This is a genomic window from Leifsonia araucanica, from assembly GCF_051161895.1.
Taxonomy (GTDB): domain Bacteria; phylum Actinomycetota; class Actinomycetes; order Actinomycetales; family Microbacteriaceae; genus Leifsonia.
In genome coordinates this window covers 830876-849498 of sequence record NZ_JBMBTW010000002.1, presented here as the reverse complement: position 1 = coordinate 849498, position 18623 = coordinate 830876, and the positions used below count along the sequence as shown (strand labels likewise).

Annotated in this window: 16 protein-coding genes; 8 read left to right on the top strand and 8 right to left on the bottom strand. The window is 70.8% G+C overall.

Annotation, left to right across the window (positions count from 1 at the left end):
* Positions 1-16 precede the first annotated feature (16 nt).
* Positions 17-1222 carry a low temperature requirement protein A gene (locus tag ACN6M5_RS04045; protein ID WP_434948592.1) on the top strand — a complete coding sequence of 402 codons (1206 nt, stop codon included), beginning with the start codon at positions 17-19 and terminating at the stop codon, positions 1220-1222.
* Here ACN6M5_RS04045 and ACN6M5_RS04040 read toward each other — a convergent pair.
* The 5 genes from ACN6M5_RS04040 to ACN6M5_RS04020 form a co-directional block, all read right to left on the bottom strand.
* The gene (locus ACN6M5_RS04040) at positions 1205-2638 is read right to left on the bottom strand and encodes a DUF1254 domain-containing protein (protein WP_434948591.1); all 1434 of its coding nucleotides are present in this window, start codon (positions 2636-2638) and stop codon (positions 1205-1207) included. The two genes, ACN6M5_RS04045 and ACN6M5_RS04040, sit on opposite strands and share 18 nt — an antisense overlap.
* Positions 2639-2649: 11 nt before the next feature.
* Positions 2650-3150, bottom strand: coding sequence for a DUF6941 family protein (locus ACN6M5_RS04035; protein ID WP_434948590.1), 501 nt, complete (start codon positions 3148-3150; stop codon positions 2650-2652).
* A gap of 12 nt (positions 3151-3162) precedes the next feature.
* The gene (locus ACN6M5_RS04030) at positions 3163-3321 is read right to left on the bottom strand and encodes a hypothetical protein (RefSeq protein ID WP_434948589.1); all 159 of its coding nucleotides are present in this window, start codon (positions 3319-3321) and stop codon (positions 3163-3165) included.
* The gene (locus ACN6M5_RS04025; RefSeq protein WP_434948588.1) at positions 3318-10253 is read right to left on the bottom strand and encodes a DUF5979 domain-containing protein; all 6936 of its coding nucleotides are present in this window, start codon (positions 10251-10253) and stop codon (positions 3318-3320) included. The genes ACN6M5_RS04030 and ACN6M5_RS04025 overlap by 4 nt, the downstream gene beginning before the upstream one ends.
* A gap of 176 nt (positions 10254-10429) precedes the next feature.
* On the bottom strand, positions 10430-11089 hold the full coding sequence (locus ACN6M5_RS04020) for a hypothetical protein (protein WP_434948587.1): 660 nt from the start codon (positions 11087-11089) through the stop codon (positions 10430-10432).
* A gap of 372 nt (positions 11090-11461) precedes the next feature.
* On the opposite strand from ACN6M5_RS04020, the gene ACN6M5_RS04015 reads away from it, so the two are divergent.
* Positions 11462-12007, top strand: a complete 546-nt coding sequence (locus ACN6M5_RS04015; RefSeq protein ID WP_434948586.1) for a putative immunity protein — start codon at positions 11462-11464, stop codon at positions 12005-12007.
* 2 nt (positions 12008-12009) lie between these two features.
* On the opposite strand, the gene ACN6M5_RS04010 is transcribed toward ACN6M5_RS04015, so the two are convergent.
* The gene (locus ACN6M5_RS04010) at positions 12010-13614 is read right to left on the bottom strand and encodes an ABC-F family ATP-binding cassette domain-containing protein (protein WP_434948585.1); all 1605 of its coding nucleotides are present in this window, start codon (positions 13612-13614) and stop codon (positions 12010-12012) included.
* A gap of 271 nt (positions 13615-13885) precedes the next feature.
* On the opposite strand from ACN6M5_RS04010, the gene ACN6M5_RS04005 reads away from it, so the two are divergent.
* From ACN6M5_RS04005 to ACN6M5_RS03990, 4 genes are all read left to right on the top strand, one after another.
* Positions 13886-14284: a hypothetical protein gene (locus tag ACN6M5_RS04005; protein ID WP_434948584.1), complete on the top strand. Its 399-nt coding sequence runs from the start codon at positions 13886-13888 to the stop codon at positions 14282-14284.
* The gene (locus ACN6M5_RS04000) at positions 14281-14919 is read left to right on the top strand and encodes a GyrI-like domain-containing protein (protein ID WP_434948583.1); all 639 of its coding nucleotides are present in this window, start codon (positions 14281-14283) and stop codon (positions 14917-14919) included. Before ACN6M5_RS04005 ends, ACN6M5_RS04000 begins: the two co-directional genes overlap by 4 nt.
* Before the next feature lie 91 nt (positions 14920-15010).
* The gene (locus ACN6M5_RS03995; protein WP_085370815.1) at positions 15011-15205 is read left to right on the top strand and encodes a hypothetical protein; all 195 of its coding nucleotides are present in this window, start codon (positions 15011-15013) and stop codon (positions 15203-15205) included.
* A gap of 41 nt (positions 15206-15246) precedes the next feature.
* Entirely contained in the window at positions 15247-15828 is a 582-nt protein-coding gene (locus ACN6M5_RS03990; protein WP_434948582.1) for an isochorismatase family protein, read from the top strand.
* Positions 15829-15858: 30 nt separating this feature from the next.
* Here ACN6M5_RS03990 and ACN6M5_RS03985 read toward each other — a convergent pair whose 3' ends face one another.
* Positions 15859-16743 carry an ADP-dependent NAD(P)H-hydrate dehydratase gene (locus ACN6M5_RS03985; RefSeq protein WP_434948581.1) on the bottom strand — a complete coding sequence of 295 codons (885 nt, stop codon included), beginning with the start codon at positions 16741-16743 and terminating at the stop codon, positions 15859-15861.
* Positions 16744-16753: 10 nt separating this feature from the next.
* The gene (locus tag ACN6M5_RS03980) at positions 16754-17476 is read right to left on the bottom strand and encodes a histidine phosphatase family protein (RefSeq protein WP_434948580.1); all 723 of its coding nucleotides are present in this window, start codon (positions 17474-17476) and stop codon (positions 16754-16756) included.
* A gap of 76 nt (positions 17477-17552) precedes the next feature.
* On the opposite strand from ACN6M5_RS03980, the gene ACN6M5_RS03975 reads away from it, so the two are divergent.
* Both ACN6M5_RS03975 and ACN6M5_RS03970 read left to right on the top strand, forming a co-directional pair.
* A complete protein-coding gene (locus ACN6M5_RS03975; protein ID WP_168689430.1) occupies positions 17553-17807 on the top strand; it encodes a hypothetical protein in 255 nt (84 codons plus the stop codon).
* 5 nt (positions 17808-17812) lie between these two features.
* A complete protein-coding gene (locus tag ACN6M5_RS03970) occupies positions 17813-18619 on the top strand; it encodes an SDR family oxidoreductase (protein ID WP_434948579.1) in 807 nt (268 codons plus the stop codon).
* Positions 18620-18623 lie beyond the last annotated feature (4 nt).

The window sequence follows — 18623 nt, the reverse complement described above, 5'->3', positions numbered from 1 at the left end:
CGGCTACTCTGACCTCATGCCGCGCATCGGATTCTCCGCCGACCTCCTGCGGCCGGCGACCGGGGACGCCTCGCACCGCGTCACGTACATCGAGCTGTTCTTCGACCTCGTGTTCGTGTTCGCCATCACGCAGGTGTCGCACATCCTGATCCACGAGCAGAGCGGCCTCGAACTCGTGCACACCCTGGTCCTGGGATGCATGGTCTGGTGGATGTGGGTGTACACCACCTGGGCGTCGAGCTGGCTGAACCCCGAGACCGGCGCCGTGCGTGCGCTGTTCATCGTGATGATGTTCTTCGGGATGCTCGTGTCGATCGCGATCCCGGAGGCGTTCGGCGACCGTGCGCTCCTGTTCGCGGTGAGCATGGTGGCGCTGCAGCTGAGCCGCAGCCTGTTCACGATCTTCGCGTTCGCGCGCACACAGCCCGACCACGCCGTGAACTTCGTCCGCATCAGCGTGTGGCACGCCGCCGCGGGAGCCGTCTGGATCGCGGGGGCCTTCGTGCCGGAGGACGCACGCCTCTGGGTCTGGCTCGCGGCCCTCGTGATCGACCTGATCGGGCCGAGAGCCCGGTTCTGGACGCCCGGCCTCGGCACATCGGACCTGCAGACCTGGAACGTCTCCGGCGAGCACATGTCCGAGCGGGTCAGCCTGTTCGTGATCATCGCGCTCGGCGAATCCATCGTCGTCACCGGGTCCACCTTCGGCACCGGCAGGATCGACGCGGCGACGTTCGGCGCGTTCGTCGCCGCGTTCGCCGGGACCGTGCTGATGTGGCTGCTCTACTTCACCCACAACCAGCGTCGCGGCAGCGAGTTCCTCGAACAGGCGGACGAGCGCGGGATGATCGCGCAGACGGCGTTCACGTACATCCCGATCCTGTTCGTGTTCGGCATCGTGCTGACGGCGGTCGCCGACGGGCTGGTGCTGCACGACCCCACCGGGGACACCGAGCTCTGGGCGGCCGGGCTGCTCACCGGCGCTGCGGCGCTCTACCTCGTCGCGAACGCGCTCTTCCGCCGCGCGGTCGGCGGATCCTGGCTGATCGCGCAACTGATCGGCGCGGCGGTGGTGCTCGCGCTGTTCGCCCTCACCCCGGTACTCACCCCGCTCGGACTCAGCTGGGCGGTGAACCTGGTGCTGCTCGTCGTTGTGCTGTCGGATGCGCTGAACCGGCGTCGGCGGCGTCCGGCAGCGGATGCGTCATCCGCCCACGTCTGAACCGTCGGAAACCTTCACCAGGTCGTCCGGCCGCCAGGTCTGGTCGTAGAACTCGGCGGTCGTGCCGTAGAGCCGGAAGGCGACGATGAAGTCGCGCCCCGGAACGGTCTGGACGAACGCGGCGTCCGTGACATCCTGCGGCTTGGCCGGCCCGAACCAGAGGTCGATGGAACCGTCGTCGTTCTGCGGGATGTCGTAGTAGCCGTTCGTCGACGGAAGCAGCTGCTCCGTCTCCGGCATCGTGCCGTCGATGACGTTGTATGCCGTCGCCGCCCAGAACAGCCCGGCCGGGATGTTCGCCGGCAGGTGCAGCCGGTAGGTGGACGAACCGGTGAGGAAGTCGCCGTCCGCGTCCCGGTAGGTGAACGGGTACTTGGATCCCGCGCCGGTCGAGTGGATGTTCATGGCCGGCGCAGACGAGTACGCGTACTGGAAGAAGCGCGCGCGGGTGTTGACGTCGAGGTAGCTCTCCTGCATCCACTCCGCGGTGCCGCCCGCCCACGCCTGCTCCCACTGCCGGTCGTGGTAGTAGCGATTGCGCTGGTCGTCCCTGCCGAGCTGGGCGAGGGCGAGGATCATCTTCGGCGCCGTCTCGACCGCGCGCTGCAACTGCTCGCTCTGCCAGCCGGTCGGCTCGAAGGGCTGACCTTTGACGATCCCGATCGAGGCGAGGACGCCCCGCAGTTCGGGATCGATCGCCGAGACGGGCTCGACGTCCACGAATTCCTTGAGCTTCGTCCAGTACGTGGCATCGGTCGGGTACATCATGTCGAGCCGGATGCCGCTGGCGTTCGGGAACTCCATCGGCAGGGCGTCTTTCTCCTCCGTCCACAACGGGAAGATCCTGGTGCGCTCTGCGACGGCCACGCCGGCCGCGGGATCGGGCTCGCCGTCCCCCTGGCCCATGATCGTGCGGAAGAACAGGAAGACGTTGAACGTCGACGAGCGGAAGGTGAAGTACCCGCCGGGGACGTGCCCGTCGTAGCCGGGCGGCAGCAGAAGGTAGAGCCCGCCGCGGGCCCGGTCGGGACCGATGGCGCCGACGTCGGTGATGGTGCGCTGGAAGAAGTCGGTGAACATCCCGATCACGTTCGCCGGTGCGTTCACCACCAACGGCCCGGTCTCCCGCAGATCGAGGTAGCTCATCGCGTAGATCACGTCCGCGTTGGGGGTGGGCACCCAGGTGCGGCTGTCCATCCTGTCCTTCCAGATCGGCAGGACGTTGTATCCGCTGCCGAACTGCGCCTCCGAGCCGTCGCGCATCCCGATCACGTTCAGCGCCGGCTGCATCGTGAAGTACGCGTGGATCGCGCGCTGGTAGTACAACTCGGCCCGCAACGCCTCGGCCTCCTCCTGGGGCAGCCAGTTGCCGTCGTTGATCTGCCGGACGAGCGGGGAGGCGTGCTGGTCGCTCATGTTTCTTCCTTTCACTGGGGTGGGTACTCGGTTGCTACGTAGAACGGGTAGACGGCGGCCACCTGACCGTCCAGTTCGATCTGCCAGCGATAGCCGGCGCCTGCGGCGAAGTGCAGGCCGGAACTGAAGTTGGCGGCGATGACGTGGGTGGCGGGCAACACACCGGCCGGCACGTCGATCCCGGGCGATGCGCCAGCGGTGAACCGCACCGTCCTGGCGATCCGCACCTCGATGCTGCCCCCGTCCCCGTCCGCGATCCGGACGCTGTCGCCGTTCGCGGCAGCCAGTGTCAGCTCGACGATCACCGGATGTGCGGGGCGGGTGGGCAGCGCGACCGTCGCCCACACCGCGAACGGCACGGACGCGGTTCCGGCCGGCGTGACGGTCAGGATGCGCAGCCCGGCCCCGACCATGTTCGCCTTGCCGGTGTCGTCCACGTTGACGAAGTCGGCGAGCGTCATCGACACCGTCGCCGGGAGTTCCGGCGACAGCGGTTCAGGTCGCGCGTCCATGAGGGGAACGGCTCACAGGGCGAACAACGCCCACTCGTCGTGCGTGCTCGACACATACGTGGCGAGCAGCGTCTCCGCCGCCCACCCGTCGGCGCTCCTGGTCCACCGCACCAGGTGGATGTTCTCGCCGCAGCGGGGCGCATTCCCCAGCGGGATCTCGAATTCCGTCATCGTTCCTCCCGAGCGTCACGGTCGTGTCTTCTGCGGATCAGTAGCCCGGCGCCGAGCAGCGCGAGCGCCAGGATGGCGACCGGGAGCGTGTCGGAACCGGTGTCGGAGAGCGCCGGAGCGGCAGGGTCGAACGTGTTGGTGACGGTGATGTCGACGGGCACGGCGTCGCCGACGGTGACCGCCCCGACCGAGCCGTCACCGTCGTTCGGGGTGATCGTGGTGCGGTCCGCTCCGCCGTCGGAGCTCTCGGTGACCCGGCAGGTCGCCCCTGCCGGAAGGTCCGTGTACACGGCCGTCAGCGATGTGGAGCGCGAGAGCGTGCGGTCGGGGCCGCCGGGGATCGCGACCGGCGCCGGCATCCCGTCGATGGCGGCGGTGCAGCTCAGATGGACGACGAAGGAGCCACCGCCGCGTTCCGCCGCCCCGTCGCCGGCGATGACCTTGTGCACGGTCAGCGAGCCGACGTCGAACGTGTTGACGACGTTCAGCGTCACCGTCTCCCCCGCCACGACCAGGGTCGGGCCGGCGGGTTCGCCGTTCTCGTCGAGCACCTGAGAGGACGTCGCCCCCGCTGCTCCTGTCTCGCGCAGAAGGCAGACGGCGTCGGCGGGAAGCAGCTCGTAGTCCGCGGAGTATGCGGTGTCCGCGCTGAGCGTCCTCGTCGCCCCGCCCGGCACGACCACGGGCGTCGGCACCCCGTCCACCGGATGCACGCAGGCCAGCGCCACGGTGAACGGTCCGGCGCCGTACAGGTCGGCCCCGTCTCCCGTGCGCACCTTGTCGACGTGGATCGCGCCGGTGAGGAACGTGTTGGTGGCGGTCACGGTGACCGTGTCGCCCGAGCCGACGGTGACCTCGCCCGGTGAGACGACGGACGCGTTCGCTCCCCCGGCGCCCGGCTCCGTCACGGCGCACACGGAGCCGGCCGCGATCCCGGCGACGACCTTCTGGAGCGGCTGCGTGCCGCCGAGGGTGACGTCTCCGTCCCAGGTGCTCCGCGATCCGGATGCGTCGTCGAGCGTGCACGACACGTGCAGCACGAAGGGGCCAGCGCCGAACGCCGCTCCGCCCGCGCCGTCGACCACCTTGACGAGGCGAATCGCGCCGACGTCGTACGCGTTCGTGACGGTCACCGTCGAGGTCGGGTCCGTTCCGGCATCCGGAGTCAGCACGACCGTCGTGCTGTCGCCCGTGGTCGGGCCGGTGGTTCCTCCGGAGGTGACCGTGGTCGTCGTGGTCGAGGCAGCGCCCTTGCCGTCGGTCTCCGTCACCACGCAGGAGGCGCCAGCCGGGAGCCCGCTGAGCGTGAGAGCTTCCCCGTCGCTCAGGTCGGCCGTCATCGGCCGCAGCGGTCCGTAGCCGTCGGCGTACACGGCGGCGCCGAGGAAGGTGCAGTCGACCGTGACCGTGAACGGGCCGTATGCGATGGGGGTGCCGTCCTGATCGACCGCGCTCGAATCGACGCTCTTGACCACGACCAGACCGGCGAGGTCGTACACGTTCGTCACCGAGATCACCGGGACGGGGTCGGTGTCTGTGCCGACGACGACCTGGGTCGCGGTGCCGGAGGTCTGGCCGGCGTCGTCCTCGACGACGGTGCACTCGGCCCCCCAGGGCAGATCGTCGACGGTCACAGGGGTGCCGGGCGTGAGGGTGACGGGGATCGGGTCGAGAGCGACTCCCGCCGACACGCAGCGGAGCTCGCCGGTGAAGGTGGCCGGCGCGTAGCCGGCTCCGGCGCCGGTCACCTGCTTGATCACGGAGACCGGGCCGGTCGCGAGGGCGACGCCCACCTTGTTGCCCTCTGTCTGCGCGGTCACGGTCGGCGTGGCGCCGACGAGCACCCGGCCTGCGACACCGACGGTGTTCCAGGCGATCGGGTCGTCGAGCCCTGTCGGAGGCACGGCCGGGGTCCTGGTCGTGACGTCGATCGCGATGGCGCCGCCCGGCGCGATGGTCGGATCGAACGTGACGACGAATTTCAGCCCGGTCACGGTCGTCGGGTCGACCGCCGCATCCCAGGGCGTCCACGCTCCGGGCGGGCACGCGACGCCCGTCGTCGACAGGTCGTCGGTGCACGGAGCCGCATCCGTCGTGTAGTACTGCGCGAGGGTCGCGCCGGGCGGTGCAGATGCGAGCACCGCGCTGCCTGTGTATGTCGGCCGGAACTCCGAGCCGCGGGGCAGCGGGGTCAGCACCCCGGTGTCTCCCGGCGTCGGCAGCTTGTCGATCGCCACCATCCTGTCCATCGGAAGCGTGCCGGTGTTGATCAGGTTGAGCCGCCACACCTCGGTGCCCCCCGGCTTGGTGATCGGGACGCACGGACCGGCGTAGAAGCCGTCGGCGTCGGGAACGCAGGTGACGGCCGGGTTGGTGGACTCCACGCCCAGCTCGGTGTCCGTGGCGCGGACGCCCTTGATGCCGCGGAGGGCGCCGGCGGTCTCGACGGTGACGGTGGTGTCGGTCGAGCAGGCCCCGGTGGCGGGGTCCAGGGTGCCGCCGCAGCTGTCGAACGGACGGCCGCCGGTGACGCTCAGCGTGTTGGTCACGTTCGTGCCGGCCTCGAGCCCTGTGCGGAACATCAGGGCGATCGTGATCGTGTACGTCTGCCCGACTTCGAGCACCGTCCCCAGTGGGAAGGTGAACTGGATGCGCGCCCCGGCCTGGCTGACGGTCGCATCCACGTCGGCGGGATCGGTGGGCATCGGAGGTCCGCTCGGGGGTGCGGGTGCCGCTCCGGCCAGGGCGTAGCTGTACGGGCTCGTCCCCGGATCCGCGAACGGGTCGAAGACGAGGAGCGGTCCAACGGCGTCGGTGGGCAGCTGGTCGGTGATCACCGGGTCGGTGACGGCGATGGCGCCGGTGTTGGTCACGGTGAGGGTGTACGGGATGACCGTGCCCGGTTGCTGCACGCCTGCGGGCGACTTGGACACCTGCACCGCGCTGGTGGCGTGCAGGTACTGCACGATCGCGGTGCTCGAGTCTGTCGCGGTGTACGGAGGGCCTCCCGTTTCGAAGGTTCCCTCCGCCAGGGCGTCGACCGTGTTCGTGAAGGTGCCGGCCGCGCTCTCTCCGGGCGCCGGGACGTTCGTGGAGAGATCGCTCGGCACCTGTCCGCCCGAGCGGAGGTCGGCGCGGCGTTGCGCGCTGATCGCGACGGTCTGCAGCGGAGACGGCTGCAGGAGGTCGCCGTTCAGCTGGGTGAAGACGAAGCGGATGCCCTCCACCTGGTCTGCGGTCACCCCTGCGGGGAGCGGTGACGCGTTGGCGTCTGCTTCCGTCTGGCGCACACCGAGGATCCACGTGCCCCCGTCCGCCTCGCAGTCCGCCGTGGGGTCGCCGAAGCTGCGGCCGGTGCACACGTCGATCTGGACCCTGTCGATCGGGGCCGTCAGAGCGAGCGGAGTGGAGAAGCCCAGGAAGTCGAACGCGTTCCAGAACGTGCCGGAGGCGTCGGACAGGGTGATGCGCCTCGCCCGGACCGTGCCCCCTGGCTGACCGGACATCGTGACCGTGACCGGAGAGTCGTCCGGCTCCGTCTGCTGAGCGGGGACGATGGTCTTCGAGGTGGCGACGGTCAGGACGCCGTCGGCGAGTTCGATCGACCCGGAGGCGTTGGTGGTCGGGCTGCCGCCGGCGGCGCCGCCCTCGTCGCTCACGCCCGCCTGGGCGACGTTCTCGACCGGCGAGAACTCCGCGGCGGTCACCGGATCCCCCGACGTGCGCGCCGTCGCGCGCAACCGGGTGTCGAAGACGACCGTCGACGCCTCGCCGGCTTGGATGCGCCCGGTGTGGACGACCCGCAGCGACACCACGTCCGCGAGCTGGGCCGGTGTCAACGCGAGCGCGTCGGCGATCGAGTATCCGGTGGTCACTCCCCCGGCCGTCGTCAGCTCCACGGTCGAGGCGGTGGCCCCGGCGGGGACTCCGACGCTCTCGAACTTCACGAGGTCGAAGACCTCGAACGGGGTGGATGCGCTGCCGGGCGCCGGATCGCTGATGGTCAGGTTGTCGACGCTGGCCGCCGTGGTGTTGGTGGCGACCAGGGTGATCCGGCCGGACGGGTACAGGGCGGGGTCGACGCCGGCCTGCGGCACACCGAGCGGACCGCCCTCCCACATCTTGCTCAGGGTGACGTTGAGGGGGACGTCCAAGAGCCGCACGATGTCAGCGGCGGTGTCCGTGACCGTCGAGCCGTCGACCGACGACGTGCCGGTGGCCCTGGCGGTGTTCTCGATCTCCCCCGCTGTGCCCGTGTTGTAGAGGCGCGTCGCGATGACGGGGTCCGGCGTGGTGACGGGCGCCCTGACCTCGTCGCGCAGCTGGAAGGTGAGCACGATGGCGCGGTCGTTGCCCGTGGAGCGGGCGACGCCGGAGCCGACCGGTGGAGCCGTCGGGTCGCCGGCCGATGCGCTCGCGCGGTCGGGGCTCTCGGCGTACGTCATCCGCATCCCGACCGTCGACGCCTGTTCGGCGGCGGTGAGGGTCAGACCGGGGAAGGTGCCGATGCAGGCGGCGGGGCAGGGGTCGTTCGCCGCGTCGACCCAGGCCGTGCCGTTGTAGAGCTGAACGGAGGTGACCTGGTCGTAGATCAGATGCGGGTCCTGCGCTGCGGTGATCGCGGGGATCCCGACGAGGTCGAAGGCGTTGAACACCGAGTCGGACAGTGCGGTGGTCGCCGGGTCGGACGGGTCGGAGATCACCATCGTGCCCAGGTTCGCCCTGCCGCCGGTCGACCAGTCGAGCGTGGCCGTCGTCTGCGCCTCGCTCCTCGCCGTGAGCACCTTCGGGGCCTCCCAGCTCTTGGTGAGGAAGTCGTCGCCCCCCGGCAGGCCTCCGGCGATCAGGTCGACCACGGGGCACGGCGAGGGGATCACGGCCGATGCCGATTCGCCGCCGACCCCTGTCGCCGAGGACGCTGCGCAGTTCTCGATCGTCTCGTCCGTGCCGGTCGCGGGACCGCTGCCATCGCGGAGCTGGTCGCGCAACGACATCGTCACGTTGGGCTGAACCGTGGTGCCAGGGGGGAATCCATCCGGTGCGGTGTAGACGAAGCGCAGGCCCTGGATGTCGTCCTGCAGGTCGGCCGGGATGTCCATCGAGAACACGGTCGGCCCCGCGATGCCGACCGCACCGGGCAGGTCGACCCACTGTGTCCCGTCCCAGTACTGGATGGTCAGCGTCGAGCCGGCGGGAACGGCCGTCTGCGTGATCGCCGTCGCGTCGAAGTGGTTCCACCAGTCGGTGAGCGCCGGCGGGTCGCCGGGAGGGTCCTGCACGACGATGGTGGTCGCATCCACGGTCGATTGCGGGAACGGGCTGGTGGAGGCGGGCAGCTGCACCGTCACGAACTCTCCGGCGGAGGACGCGATCTCGTTCGGGCTGATCACCTTGCCGATCGTCGTGTCGAGCCGCGAGGTGTAGACCGTGAGATCGGCGGTGGCCGTCGCCGTCCCGGTCGTGCCGGACGCCGACGTCCCATCGACCGTCTGGCTGTTGCTGATCGTGGTCGAATCCGTGGTGATCCCCGCGTCGGTGTCGAGGGTGAACGGGATGCTCGCGCTCGCGCCGGGAGGGATGGTGCCCGTGAACGTGACGGAGAACCGCGCGACCGATTTCGCCGGGTCGGGGGCCGGGATGCTGTCCGGCGTCGTCGAGGTGAGCACCTCGTCCGTGCCGTCCGCGTAGTAATAGTGGACGCTCACACCGGTGGCGCCGTCCGGCCACTCCACGCCGCTCGTGAATCCGGCGAACGACGTCCCGGCGGGGAAACCGTCTGCGAAAGGATCGGCGCCGGTCAGTGTCGGCTCGGTGAAGCTCAGTTCCGTCAGCGGGACGGCGCTCTGGTTGGTGCCGCCGATCGTGACCGTCGTCGGGTCTCCGGCGACGATCGGGCTCGGATTGAACGACTTCGTCGCGGCGACCGTGACGACGCTGGACTGGATCGTGTAGTCGGCGGAGGCTGTGCCGGTCGCGGTGTCCGTGCCGTGCGTCACCTCGCTCTGCACGGTGTTGTCGACCACGAACGCAGCGGTGAGGTCGGCGACGTCCGGCCGCTGCACCAGGTTCACCTCCACGGACCCGCTGGCATCCGCGGGGATCGGCTCGCCCGCCGAGTTGCTGAACGTGATCCTCACCCCGGAGACGCCGTCGGCCGGGACGCCGCCCGGAAGCACGGCGGTCGGCCCCGGGGTGCCGAGCACCCACTGCGTGCCGTCCCAGACATCGACCTGCACCTGATCGGCGGGAGCGGGAAACGTCACGGTGCCGAGCGAGTCCAGCGCGAGGTGGTCGAACGGATTGGGAGTCGCCGTCGGGTCGGGCGGATCGGTCAGGACGATGCTGTCGACGCCGGCATTGGACGTGTTCGTGCCGGTGAGCGTCAGCGTCGTCGGGGTGCCTGGGTCGGCGGGAGCGCCGGTCGGATCGAACGATTTACTCGCCGTCGTCGCAAGGTCGAGGGGCACGATCGGGGTGACGCTCGCGGTCGAATCGGCCGGTGCCAGCTGGTTGGTCGCCGTGAGCTCCGCGGAGTTCGGGACCGGGATGCCGCTCGCCTCGAACGGCAGGTCGTCCCGCGCCCGGACGGTGATGGTCACGACGCCGGTGGCGGACGCCGGCAGCCCGATGGCGCCGGGCGGATCGTCCAGCGGCGAATTGAAGACCACCGTGACGTCCTGACCGGACACCTGCGGGGTCTCCGCCGACAGCCCGGTGCCGACGGACACGCTGACGACCTCGAACGCGCCGGGGACCGAGTCCGTGAGGGTCGCGTTCGTGCATCCGGTGCCGATGTCCACGGCCGAGCAGCCGACTTCGAGGGTGTAGGTGAACGTCTCCCCCGGCGCGACGGTCGTCGCCGACGCCGTCTTGGTGAGCGTGACCTCACTCGGCCCTTCCGCGGCGGCGGGGGCCGCGGCGACGGGGATCATCGCGAGAACGAGGAGCGCAGCAAGCGCACCTCCAGCCAGCCGACCTGCCCCTGATCGTCTCGCCGAGCGCATCATGACACCGAATCCCCATTCGCTTCGTCACGCGCTCCGAACTATACGAGGATGTACAGAAACCCTCTAGACCCCTCTTTCCACCCCAGCCGATTCGGGACCGGTCAGATCCGGATCGGGAAGGTGGCGAGAAGCACGACGCCGAACAGGGCGAAGGCGATGGCCGTGCCGATCAGGACCAGCCGCCCCGTGCGCGGGATGGCGCGCTGCGACATGGCGGCGAGGAACAGCACCAGCGCGAACATGACCGTGAGCAGGGAGTAGTTGTCTCCGCGCGCGTTGTCCGTCAGTGCGGCGTTGTAGCGTTCGTCGGCGCGGTCGTTGAGCTTCTTGGCCTCCGCCGTGCCGGGTGGAACGTAGTCGGACCGGACGAACGGCCCACGATCGACGCGTCCCTCGGCGGTCCAGGCGTCGAAGGCGACGGCGAACTCCGGCGAGAACCGCGCTTCGATGTAGTCGACCAGCTGGGTGTCGCCGCGCGCGTCGGCGAGTACCCACTGTTCGAAGACGCCCTGATCGAGCGCCCGCGCATCCCGAGCTTGGCTGGCATAGTCGCCGGCCTGCACCCTGGCGCTCGACGCCTGGCTGAACGCGATGGACATCTCCCCGCCCCACTTCGAGGACTCGAAACCGCACCACGCCGTGAGCACGGCGACCGTGGAGAGAACGATGACGGCGATCGTGTCGACGGTCGGCCGGCGCCACCTCCCCACCCGCTGCGGCGGCGCCTCCCCGGTCACGGCGCCGCTCGGCTCCTCCATCATGCTCCCCCTTCTCGAGTGTTCGAGATCGAACAGGTCCTGGATGCGCTCAGCGCGTGAAGGTCACGTGGATGACAGCGTACGGTCAAACGGTTTCCGCGGTCCAGGGTGCTGGTGTGAGCCATAACGGCGGAGTCGTGGGGCGACACGCCGCTGTACTCTCCGCACAAGCGGAGTCCGGACCGCCGCGCGACCGCGTGTCCGCTGGAACGGAGACGGCGGCGTCCGCTGCCGCGCATTGGTAAGGACGGAAGAACGGCCCGAATGGTCGCGGTTCTCCGTTCGGGCGGAGAAACGGGGGGCGCGTCGCGCGCGTTCTCCGCGTGAACTACTCGCGACCGGACGCGCCAGCGGCCGGTGTGAAAGGGTGGCGGTATGCCGTCGCCGCAGTCGTTGAGTGAAGAGGATCGCCGCATCGTGGCGGTGTGGGCCGCGGACTGCGCGGAGCGGGTGCTGCCGCTGTTCGAGGCGGAGGCGCCCGACGACGACCGGGCCCGGGATGCGATCGCACGAACCAGGGCGTTCGCGCGCGGCGAGCTCGGGGCCGCCGAGGAGATCCGTCGCCGGTTCGTGGCGGGTCGCGCGGCGAAGGCGGTCAGCTCGCCCTCCGCGGTCGCCGCCGCTCGGGCGGCAGCGCAGGCGGCCGGGGTCGCGCACATGGGCGCGCACGCCCTCGGCGCCGCCGCGTACGCGGCCACGGCGGCGGCGCTCGCCGCACCGGAACGACCGGATGCGCTCGACGCCGAGATCGCCTGGCAGCTCGCGCGGCTGAGTGGGGAGGCGAGGGCCGCCCTCGCGGCCCTGCCCCCGCTCGGCCACGACCCCGCCGGGCCGCTCGGGCCCGGGCTGCTCGCCTCCGGCCTGCGCGGTGAGGTCATCCGGCGGCTGCAAGCTGCGGTGGCGGTGGGCGCCGGGGACTGACCTCAGCCCGCGGCCACCTCCACCCGCCGCAGCTCCCCTGCCGCGCCGAGCTCCAGCACCTCCGTCAACCCGAGCCGCGACAAGAACCGGTCGTCGTGACTCACCACCAGCACCGCTCCCCGGTATGCGGTGAGCGCCGCCACCAGCTGGTCGACGCTCACCAGGTCGAGGTTGTTCGTCGGCTCGTCCAGCACCAGCAGCTGAGCGGGAGGGTCGGCGAACAGCAGCCGGGCGAGCGACACCCGGAACCGCTCGCCGCCGGAGAGCGTGCCGACCGCACGGTTCACGTCGCTGCCGGACACCAGCAGGCGGCCGAGCTGGTTGCGGAGCTGCGCATCCGGAACCTGGGGCGCCACCGCACGCAGGGTGTCGAGCACGCTGCGCGACTCGTCGAGTCCGGTGAGACGCTGGCTGAGATAACCGACCCTGTCGGTGTGCAGCACCCCGCCGGCCCGGCCGGACTCAGACGCGCGTCCGGCGACCAGGTTCTCGAGCAGCGTCGTCTTTCCAACACCGTTCGCGCCGACGATCGCGATGCGCTCCGGACCCTGCACGATGATCGTGCGGTCTGTGCCGTGCAGTTCGCCGATGCGTCGGCCGGAGGGCACATCCGGGTCGGGCAGCTGCAGGCTGATCTTCTGGTCGGGCCGGATCCGCGCCGCCGCCGCCTCTCTGTTCGCCTTCGCGGCGTCCAGCTTGTCGTCGAGCCCGGCGCGCAGTTTGCCCGCGGAGTTCTCCGCCCGGGACGCCAGCCCGTTCATCAGGATCTTCGACCCCTTCTTGTTCTCGTTCGCGGTCTTCGCCGTTCGCGCCCGCTTGGCGAGCTTGCTCTCCGCCTCTGCGCGCTGGCGGCGTTCCGCCTTCACGGCGTGCTCGGCCGCCTGCGCCGCGAGCACGGCGGCCGCCTGCTGCCGGTCGAGGTTCTCCTTCCACTGGCTGTACGGGCCGCCGAACACGGTCAGCCTGCCGTCGTAGAGCTCGGCCGTCTGATCCATCCGGTCGAGCAGGTCGAGGTCGTGGCTGACGACCACGAGGGTACCCGGCCAGGTGTCGAGCAGGTCGGCGAGCATCCGTTTGGCGTCGCGGTCGAGGTTGTTGCTCGGTTCGTCGAGCAGCGTGATCGGCAGGCGCCGCACGCGGAGGCCGGCGATGGCGATGAGCATGACCTCTCCGCCGGACAGGGTGCCGACGCTGCGGTCGAGGTCGGCGGAGCTGAAGCCGAGACGGCGCAGCTGCTCGTCAGCGCGGGACTCGATGTCCCAGTCGTCGCCGACGGTGTCGAAGTGCCGCTCGTCGACGTCACCGCTCTCGATGGCGCGCAGGGCGCTGACGATGGGCGCGATGCCGAGCAGGTCGGCCAGCGTCGTCGCATCCCGCCAGGTGACGGACTGCGCGAGATAGCCGACGTCTCCGGTGGTGCTGATGCTGCCGCTCGTGGGTGTGAGCTCGCCGGCGATGAGCCGCAGGAGCGTGGACTTGCCCGCTCCGTTGTCGCCGACGAGGCCGGTGCGGCCGGAGCCGAAACTGCCGGTGACACCGGCGATGGCCGGCTCGCCGTCCGGCCAGGAGAACGAGAGGGTGGACAGGACGATGGATGCGTTGGACATGGATTCCCTAGAAGTGCGCGCTCGACCGAATGCGGGAGCGGAATGATCAGAAACCTGCCCGCGTCCCGGCGGATCGCCGGTGTGCGGGTTCGACGGCGTCGCACGTCGGCGCTGCCCTGCAGAGGACTCTCCTGCCGAGGGCTGCGCGCTGACGCTGCTGCGGGGCCGCCACCGAGAAGTCGGTGGCTAGGCTCTGTCGATTTCGGGGATCAGCACAGCGTCCACTGTAACGGTATCCCTGCCCCTCGCAGGCACCTTGTATGGTGGGCCGATGAGCGTTCAGGAGACCTGGATCGAGCACCGCCGCTCCGACGGCGAACTGCTCGGCTGGATGGACCAGGACGGCGACGGCTTCGTCGCCGTCGACCTGCTCGGCCGCCGGGTGACCGGCGTTGTCGACTGGCTCGACGCCGAGGAGCACCTGGATGCGCTCGGCATCGGCTACCTGGCCGACCCGTACGAACTGCGCCTCGACGACGGCCGCTGGCTGCGCGTGCGCATCACCGAGGTGTCGACCGACGCCATCCGGGTGAAGAAGGACGACTGGGGCGACATGAACGCCCCGCTGGTCGAGTACACGGTCGGGTTCCCGCTGCCGGACGGCCTCCGTCCGATGGGACCGGACCGCTCGGTGTCGTTCCCCGACGGCTTCACCTCCGCCACGCCGTGAAGCACGATCTCCGGAAGGAACTCGCCAGCTACAGCGCCCCACACGGACGGTTCGACGTCGTCACCGTTCCCCCGTTGCGCTATCTGATGGTCGACGGCCACGGGGACCCGAACACGTCCCCCGCATACCAGGCGGCACTCGCGGCGCTCTACCCGTTCGCGTACAAGCTCAAGTTCTTCAGCAAGAACGAGCTCGGCGAGGACTACACGGTGATGCCGCTCGAAGGTCTCTGGTGGGCCGACGATCCTGCAGCGTTCACCACCGGCAGGGACAAGTCGCTCTGGTCGTGGACGCTCCTGAACCTCATCCCGGGCTGGATCACCGACCAGCATCTCGACATCGCCCGCTCCGCAGCAGCCCGCTCGGTGGGCGACGCGGCGATCGACGCGGTGCGGGCGGAGTGGCTGGACGAGGGGCTCTGCGTCCAGACGCTCCACGTCGGCTCGTACGACGACGAGGCGCCCGTGCTGGATGCGCTGCACACGGAGTTCGTGCCGGCCAACGGGATGCGCATGGTCGGCCTCCACCACGAGGTCTACCTGAGCGACGCGCGGCGGACGGCGCCGGAGAAGCTGCGGACCATCCTGCGGCAGCCGGTCGCGCGCATCCCGAGCATCCCGAGCATCCCGAGCTGAGGCGGTCCGCGGCCGGGTGGCCTTGCGTCGCCTCCGGTTCCCGCATACCGTTCGAGCCGACTCCCCCACCCATCGACCAGAGGAGAGACCCATGCCTGCAGACCCGGCGGACGAGCTGTCGCCAGCGGAGAAGCGCGAGGACCAGCTGACCACGGCCCCGAAGTCCACCGAGGAGGACGCGAAGCCGCGCATCAGCACCGAGGAGCCGGAGCCCGGCGTCACCAGGATCGACATCAGGGACGACGCGAACGCGCGACCGGGGAAGCCCGACACAGAACGGGGCTGACGCGGGCGTAGGCTCGAAGTCCCGTCCGGAAGGCCCCACGCATGACCATCAGCACCATCGACACCCGCACCGCACTCATCGTGGTCGACCTGCAGAACGCGATCCGCGCATACCACGTCGCCCACCCGGTCGAGGAGGTCTTCGCCAACGCGGGGGCGCTCGCCGACGCGTTCCGCGCTTACGGACTTCCGGTGGTACTGGTGAACGTGGCCGGGCGCGCTCCCGGCCGCATCGAGGCGCAGCCCGGCGCCCAGGCCCAGAGCTCGACGGGCGAGCGCCCGGCCGACCCGCTCGAGTTCGTGCCCGAGCTGCACCGCGCCGAGACCGACCACGTGGTTACGAAGCGCACCTGGGGTGCGTTCACCGCCACCGATCTGGATGCGTACCTGCGCTCCGAGGGCGTGACGCAGGTGGTGATCGCCGGGATCGCGACCAGCGCGGGCGTCGAATCCACCGCGCGGCAGGCGCACGAGTTCGGCTACAACGTCACCCTCGCCACCGACGCGATGTCGGACAGGAGCGCGGAGGCGCACGATCACGTGGTGAGCAGCGTGTTCCCGCGAATCGGCGAGACGGGCACGACGGCGGAGGTCATCGAGCTGCTCGCGAGCACGCGGGCGTAGCCGTCGGCAGGGGGCGGATGCGCGGCGCCGCTACTCCCCCGCCCTGTCCTCCACCGCTGCCAGTTCCCGCGGCAGCCGTTCCACGATCTCGCTTGCGAGGAACCCGAGCGCCGCGACATCCCGTGCCAGCGACTCCCCCGCCGCCGCGTGCAGGTACGTGCCCCACGCCGCCGCCTGCAGCGGACCGCATCCCCGGGCCGCGAGCCCGGTGATCGCGCCGGCCAGCGCATCCCCGCTGCCCGACGTGCCGAGCCCCGGTCCGCCGTCGCGGACGTGCAGGAGCGTGCCGTCGGGGTCGGCGATCCAGCCGTGGCAGGTGACCACCGCGTGGTAACGCCTCGCGATGCGGAGCAGGTCGGCCGGCTGGTCGTCCAGCGGGCGTCCGAGCAGGAGCGCCGCCTCGTCGAGGTTGGGCGTCAGGATGCGCGCGCCGCGGCCGAACCCGCGAAGGACCTTCCGTCCTGCCACCGCCAGGGCGCCGAGGGCGTACGCGTCGAGCACCAGCGTCGCGTCGCGGGAGACGGCACCGGCGAGTGTCGTCAGCATCCGCTTCGTTTCGCCGATGTCGTCGAGGCCGGGTCCCACCAGCACGGCGTCTGCGCCGCCCACGTCTGCTGCGGCCGCCGCGGCCGACCGACCGCGCACTGAGCCGTCCGCGTTCTCCGCGAGCGGCACGATCCCGCACTCCGGCAGGGCGACGGCCACCGCCGTGGCCGAGGACTCCCCGACCGCGAGCGTCAGCCGGCCGGCGCCGACCCGCAGGGATGCGCGCCCCGCCAGCAGGGCAGCGCCCGGCGAGCGTTCGGCACCGCCGACCACCACCACGTCTCCGCGGGACTGCTTCGACGCGCCGGGGGCCGGAAGCTCCCAGCGGCGCAGGTACGCCGCATCCACTTCGGCGGCTGTGGCCGCCATTCTGCCCCGCTCAGTCGTCGACACGGGCCGCTCCCGGGTGCGCCGTCGCCGGGAGCCCGGCGTCGTGGAGGTGCGCGTCGTCGGCGAACGCGTCCAGCCGCCAGCCGGCGCCGTCGCGTTCCAGCGTCGTCAGGGAGGCGTTGCCGACGATGCGGGAGACCAGGAAGTCGTCCAGCTGCTGCTCCGTCCACTCGCACAGGACGTACAGGAACACGCTCACCACCGCGTCATGCGTGAACAGCACCACCGGCCGTCCGTCCGCCGTGTCCAGGTCGCGGAGGAATGAGCGGAGCCGGAGGGCGACATCCGTCCACGCCTCGCCGCCCGGTGGCCGGTAGTAGAGCTTCCCCAGCCAGCGCCGCCTGGCCGCCTCCATCGGGAGCCGCGCATCGACGCCCCGGGTGGTCAGCGCATCCAGGATGCCCAGCTCACGGTCGCGCAGACGCTCGTCGATGGTGAACGGCAGGCCGCCGCCCAGTGCCAGCTCGGCCGTGCGCACGGCGCGCCGGTACGGAGAGCTCCAGAACAGCGCGCGCTCCGGATGCCCGTCCAGCGCGTCGGCCAGCCGCGGCCCGACGGCGGTGGCCTGCTGCTCGCCGAGCGGGGTCAACGGAACGTCGGGGTCGCGCGCCTCCACGGCGATGGTCTCCGCGCCGGCCAGCTCTGCGGCGGTGGCCGCCACGTTCGCTGTGCTCTCGCCGTGACGGATGAAGATCAGCTTTCCGGCAGTCATGGCGCGGAGTGTACGCCGCACCCGGACCGGATGGCGGGGGCTTGCCGAACAGCGGATTCGGTGTTCGATGACCGTCATGACAGACCGACGAGACGACAGAGAAACCGGCTTCGACCAGACCAACGGACTGGCCGACGGCCTCGACGGAGACGACGGAGGCGCCGTCGACCCCACCCCGGACAAGAACGTCATCGGAGACGTGATCGGCGCGCTCGCCGACCCGGACGACGACCTCGGCACCCGGCGTGACGGCGACGCCGAACGGGAGGCCGACGACCCGGGCGACGGCGCAGAGGGCGAGACGCCGTACAGCGAAGAAGGGAAACCGTAACGAGCATGGCCGACCAGGACTTCACCCCGCGCACCGCGATCGTCACCGGCTCGGATTCCGGGATCGGTAAGGCGACGGCCGTCGCGCTCGCCGAAGCCGGTCTCGACGTCGGCATCACCTGGCACTCCGACGAGGACGGCGCCGAGGAGACCGCCCGGCTCGTGCGGGACGCCGGCCGCCAGGCGTTCACGACCAGGCTGGACACCACGGACGCCCCCGCCTGCGGCGACGTGGTCGACGCGCTCGCCGACCGGCTCGGCGGCTGCGACGTGTTCGTCAACAACGCGGGCGTCAACGGCGGCCCCGCGTTCTTCGACACCGACTGGGACACCTGGCGCACCACCGTCGCCGCCGACCTCGACGGGCCGTTCGTGTGCATCCAGCGCGTCGCCAGGCGGATGGTGGATGCGGGACGCGGCGGACGCATCATCGCCGTCACGAGCGTGCACGAGCACCAGCCACGGGTCGGGTCCGCCGCATACGATGCCGCCAAGCACGGCCTCGGCGGGCTGATCAAGACGCTCGCCCTCGAACTCGGCGAGTACGGCATCACCTGCAACTCCGTCGCGCCCGGCGAGATCTCCACCCCGATGAACGACGCTGACGACGAGGATCCACGCCGGGTGCACCGGCCGGGCATCCCCCTCGGCCGCCCCGGCGACGCCCGCGAGGTCGCCGCCGTGATCGCGTTCCTCGCCTCCCCGCAGACGTCGTACGTCACCGGCGCATCCTGGACCGTCGACGGCGGGATGCTGCAAATGGGTCCGCAGGCCGGCTCGCACCTCACCGGCGACGACTGGCGGAGGGCGTGACCGA

Coding starts and splice junctions, on each gene's coding strand:
- ACN6M5_RS03970 (WP_434948579.1), top strand. CDS start 17,813: ATGGCCGACCAGGACTTCACCCCGCGCACCGCGATCGTCACCGGCTCG.
- ACN6M5_RS03995 (WP_085370815.1), top strand. CDS start 15,011: ATGCCTGCAGACCCGGCGGACGAGCTGTCGCCAGCGGAGAAGCGCGAG.
- ACN6M5_RS04045 (WP_434948592.1), top strand. CDS start 17: ATGCCGCGCATCGGATTCTCCGCCGACCTCCTGCGGCCGGCGACCGGG.
- ACN6M5_RS03980 (WP_434948580.1), bottom strand. CDS start 17,476: ATGACTGCCGGAAAGCTGATCTTCATCCGTCACGGCGAGAGCACAGCG.
- ACN6M5_RS04030 (WP_434948589.1), bottom strand. CDS start 3,321: ATGACGGAATTCGAGATCCCGCTGGGGAATGCGCCCCGCTGCGGCGAG.
- ACN6M5_RS03985 (WP_434948581.1), bottom strand. CDS start 16,743: ATGGCGGCCACAGCCGCCGAAGTGGATGCGGCGTACCTGCGCCGCTGG.
- ACN6M5_RS03990 (WP_434948582.1), top strand. CDS start 15,247: ATGACCATCAGCACCATCGACACCCGCACCGCACTCATCGTGGTCGAC.
- ACN6M5_RS04005 (WP_434948584.1), top strand. CDS start 13,886: ATGAGCGTTCAGGAGACCTGGATCGAGCACCGCCGCTCCGACGGCGAA.
- ACN6M5_RS04035 (WP_434948590.1), bottom strand. CDS start 3,150: ATGGACGCGCGACCTGAACCGCTGTCGCCGGAACTCCCGGCGACGGTG.
- ACN6M5_RS04040 (WP_434948591.1), bottom strand. CDS start 2,638: ATGAGCGACCAGCACGCCTCCCCGCTCGTCCGGCAGATCAACGACGGC.
- ACN6M5_RS04025 (WP_434948588.1), bottom strand. CDS start 10,253: ATGATCCCCGTCGCCGCGGCCCCCGCCGCCGCGGAAGGGCCGAGTGAG.
- ACN6M5_RS04010 (WP_434948585.1), bottom strand. CDS start 13,614: ATGTCCAACGCATCCATCGTCCTGTCCACCCTCTCGTTCTCCTGGCCG.
- ACN6M5_RS04020 (WP_434948587.1), bottom strand. CDS start 11,089: ATGATGGAGGAGCCGAGCGGCGCCGTGACCGGGGAGGCGCCGCCGCAG.
- ACN6M5_RS04015 (WP_434948586.1), top strand. CDS start 11,462: ATGCCGTCGCCGCAGTCGTTGAGTGAAGAGGATCGCCGCATCGTGGCG.
- ACN6M5_RS03975 (WP_168689430.1), top strand. CDS start 17,553: ATGACAGACCGACGAGACGACAGAGAAACCGGCTTCGACCAGACCAAC.